Raw genomic sequence first — 3,275 nt, 5'->3', positions numbered from 1 at the left:
AGATGTGTATACGAGACGGGCGGAAAGGGCGCGGGGCGTGCCGGAACGGCCGCCGTGCCGACGGTCCGCCGGCGGTCCGGGCTACCGCTTCCGCTGGGAGCGCCAGACCAGGAACAGGGCCGAGGCGAGGGCCGCGCCCCGGACCACCCAGGGCCAGGTCTCCGTGACGGCGTCACTCATGTGGCCCTCGGGGACGGGGGCGCCCCAGCGGCCCTCGGTCCTGCCCCAGAGCCAGACGGCGCCGGCCGCGACCGCGAGGCCGGGGAGGACGACGACCGCCCCCTTCACCTCCGCCGGGGTCAGGCGGCGGGAGGCGTAGGCGAGGAGCCAGCCGAGGAGCAGGGCGAACCAGTTGCCGAGCGCGGCGCCCGCGACCAGCAGGCCCGCGGCGAGCAGGAGCAGGGGGTTGTTCCAGCCGCCGGAGGGCAGGCCCGGCAGGCGGCGCCGGGCGGGGGCGTCGTCCTCGGGCGCCACGGCCGTCCCGGGGACACCGGGGTCGCCGGGGCCCTCCGGGTCCTTCGGCGCCTCCTTCACCGGCGGGGGCTTGAGCAGCTCCGGGATCTCGACGCCGCCCACGAAGCCGGGCACCGCGTCGCCGACTCCGAAGGGACCGTCGTCCACCCGCCACCAGTCGGGCTGGGTGGTGCTGTCCCCGAGTTCGTCCGTGCCGGCCCGGTGCGGCGGGGACGGCGCCCCGGAAGGGGCCGGTCCCTGCTTCTCGGCCGGGCGGGGGCGCGGGACCACCCGGCGCAGGACACCCTTCGGACGGCCCCCGGCACCGTCGTGCCCGTCGGCCGGTGCGCGGTCCCGCTGGGCGGGGACGGCGGCGGGCGGCTCGGGGGTGCTCGCGCCGGCGCCGGAGGTGCCGGCGGTACCGGAGGTGCCGTCCGCGGCCGCCGTGACGACCTCGTCCGGACTGCCCAGGCGGGAGATGATGCGGCGGACGGCGGCGGGGGAGTCCACCACCGTCTTCGCGCGGCGCCGGTCGATCTCGTCGCGCAGTCCGGCGACCAGGCGCATGCGGACCGCCGACGGCAGCTGCCGCTGCTGCGCCACGTCGCCGACGCGGCTCAGGTACTCGTAGACGACCTGGTCACTCTCGATACCCACGAAGTCCCCTCGGGGGCGGATGCGTTGGGGCTCCCCGTCGCACGACGGTACCGCCGACCGTACCGTGAGTCCGGCAGGCCGTCCCAACTCCGCGCCCCGCACCGGCGCACCCACCCGCTACCGTGAAGCCGATGAGCACCGAGGAGAAGCCCGCGGCGGCCCCCCGATCCCTCGCGGAGTCCCTCCGGGGACGGGACGACGCCTCCCTGGCCGCGCTCCTGCGCAGCCGGCCGGACCTCATCACGCCCGTGCCCACCGATCTCACCCAGCTCGCCACCCGGGCCGGTACCCGCGCCTCGGTCGTCCGGGCGCTGGAGCGGCTGGACCGGTTCGCGCTGCAGACGGCCCAGGCGCTGGCCGTGGCGGCGGACCCGGCGACGTACGAGGAGCTGCTCGGGCTGCTGGCGGGCGACGACGGCGATCCGGCGGTCGCCGCCGCGCTGCCGCACACCCTGGGCACCCTGCGCGAACAGGCCCTGGTGTGGGGCGGCGACGACCGGCTGCGGCTGGTCCGCACCGCCCGTGAGCTGCTGTCGCCGTCGCCGCAGCACCCCTCGCCCACGGGGCTCGGCCCCTCGGTGCAGGAGGCCGCCTCCGGGATGTCACCGGGGCGGATCCAGGAGATCGTGGCGGCGGCGGGGCTGCCGTCCACGCACGACTCCGTCTCCGCCCTCGCCTCCCTCACCGCCCTGTTCCGCGACCGGACGCGGATGGCCGCGCTGCTCGACGAGGCACCGCACGAGTCCGTGGAGGTGCTGGACCGGCTGGTGTGGGGCCCGCCGTACGGGCAGGTCACCGCCGATCCCGCGCCCCGGCTGCGCTGGCTGCTGGACCGGGGGCTGCTGCTGCCGACGGCGCCCGGGACGGTCGTCCTGCCGCGCGAGGTCGCCCTGCACCTGCGGGGCGGGCGCGTGCACCGCGTGCCGGAGCCGGTGCCGCCGCCCGTCGGGGTCGCCGCCTCCCACCATCCCCAGGTCGTGGACGCGACGGCGGCCGGGCAGGCGTACACGGCGCTGGCGACCGTCGAGGAGCTGCTGAAGGACTGGGACGAGGGCGGTCCGGCGGTGCTGCGGGCCGGTGGGTTGAGCGTGCGGGACCTGAAGCGGACCGCCGTCGCCCTGGACCTGCCCGAGCCGGTGGCCGCGTTCTGGGTGGAACTCGCCCACGCGGCCGGACTGCTGGCCTCCGACGGGGAGGCCGACGAGCGGTACGCGGCGACCCCGGCGTACGACGAGTGGCGCGAGCGGCCCGCCGCCGAGCGCTGGGCGCGGCTGGCGACGGCGTGGCTGGCGGCGACCCGGACGGCCGGGCTGGTGGGCGGGCGGGACGCGAAGGACCGTCCGCTGTCGGCGCTGGGGCCGGGACTGGACCGGTCGGCGGCGCCCGAGGTGCGGCACCGGGTGCTGACGCTGCTGGCCGGGTTGCCGGAGGGGGCCGCACCGGATCCCGGGACGGTATTGGCCCGGCTGCAGTGGGAGCGCCCGCCGCGCGGCGGGCGGGGCGGTCCGGCGGGCTCCCCGGCGGAGGGCGACGGGGACGATCTGCGGTCGCGGCTCGCCCGGTGGACGCTCGACGAGGCCGAGAGGCTGGGGATCACCGGACGCGGTGCCCTGTCCGCGCACGGGCGCGCCCTGCTCGGGGCGCCCGCGCCCCGGCGTCCGGAGGCGGAACCGGAGGGGCCGGGCGACAAGCTGCCCGTCCACCACCGGCCCGCTCCGCCGCCGCCCCCGCTCTCCCCCACCGAGCAGACCGCCGCCGCGGCCGACGCCGCCCGCCTGCTCGCGCCGCTGCTGCCCGAACCGCTGGACCACGTGCTCCTCCAGGCCGACCTGACGGCGGTGGCACCGGGCCCCCTGCGACGGCCGCTCGCCGACCTGCTGGGGGTGCTGGCGGACGTGGAGTCGAAGGGGGGCGCGACCGTCTACCGGTTCACGCCCGGCTCGGTGCGCCGCGCCCTCGACGCCGGGCGGACCGCCGCCGACCTGCACGCCTTCCTCGCCGCGCACTCCCGTACGCCGGTGCCGCAGCCGCTCACGTACCTCATCGACGACGTGGCCCGCCGGCACGGGCAGCTGCGGGTGGGCGCCGCCTCGGCGTACGTGCGCTGCGACGACGACACCCTGCTGGGCGAGATCCTCGCCGACCGGCGGGCCGCCGGGCTGGGG

At 78.4% G+C, this 3,275-nt stretch carries 2 protein-coding genes; one reads left to right on the top strand and one right to left on the bottom strand.

All coding sequences use genetic code 11. The features are described from left to right. Positions 1 to 81: 81 nt before the first annotated feature. Entirely contained in the window at positions 82 to 1,110 is a 1,029-nt protein-coding gene (locus B7L92_RS30670; RefSeq protein ID WP_081240599.1) for a hypothetical protein, read from the bottom strand. Between the two features lie 131 nt (positions 1,111 to 1,241). On the opposite strand from B7L92_RS30670, the gene B7L92_RS30665 reads away from it, so the two are divergent. Continuing rightward, positions 1,242 to 3,275 (top strand): helicase-associated domain-containing protein (locus B7L92_RS30665; protein ID WP_081240598.1); only part of this gene is annotated, 2,034 nt, incomplete at its 3' end.

The organism is Streptomyces viridosporus, from assembly GCF_002078235.1.
Taxonomy (GTDB): domain Bacteria; phylum Actinomycetota; class Actinomycetes; order Streptomycetales; family Streptomycetaceae; genus Streptomyces; species Streptomyces viridosporus.
Note: the sequence above shows the minus strand (reverse complement) of the source record. Positions and strands in the feature narration are given on the sequence as shown.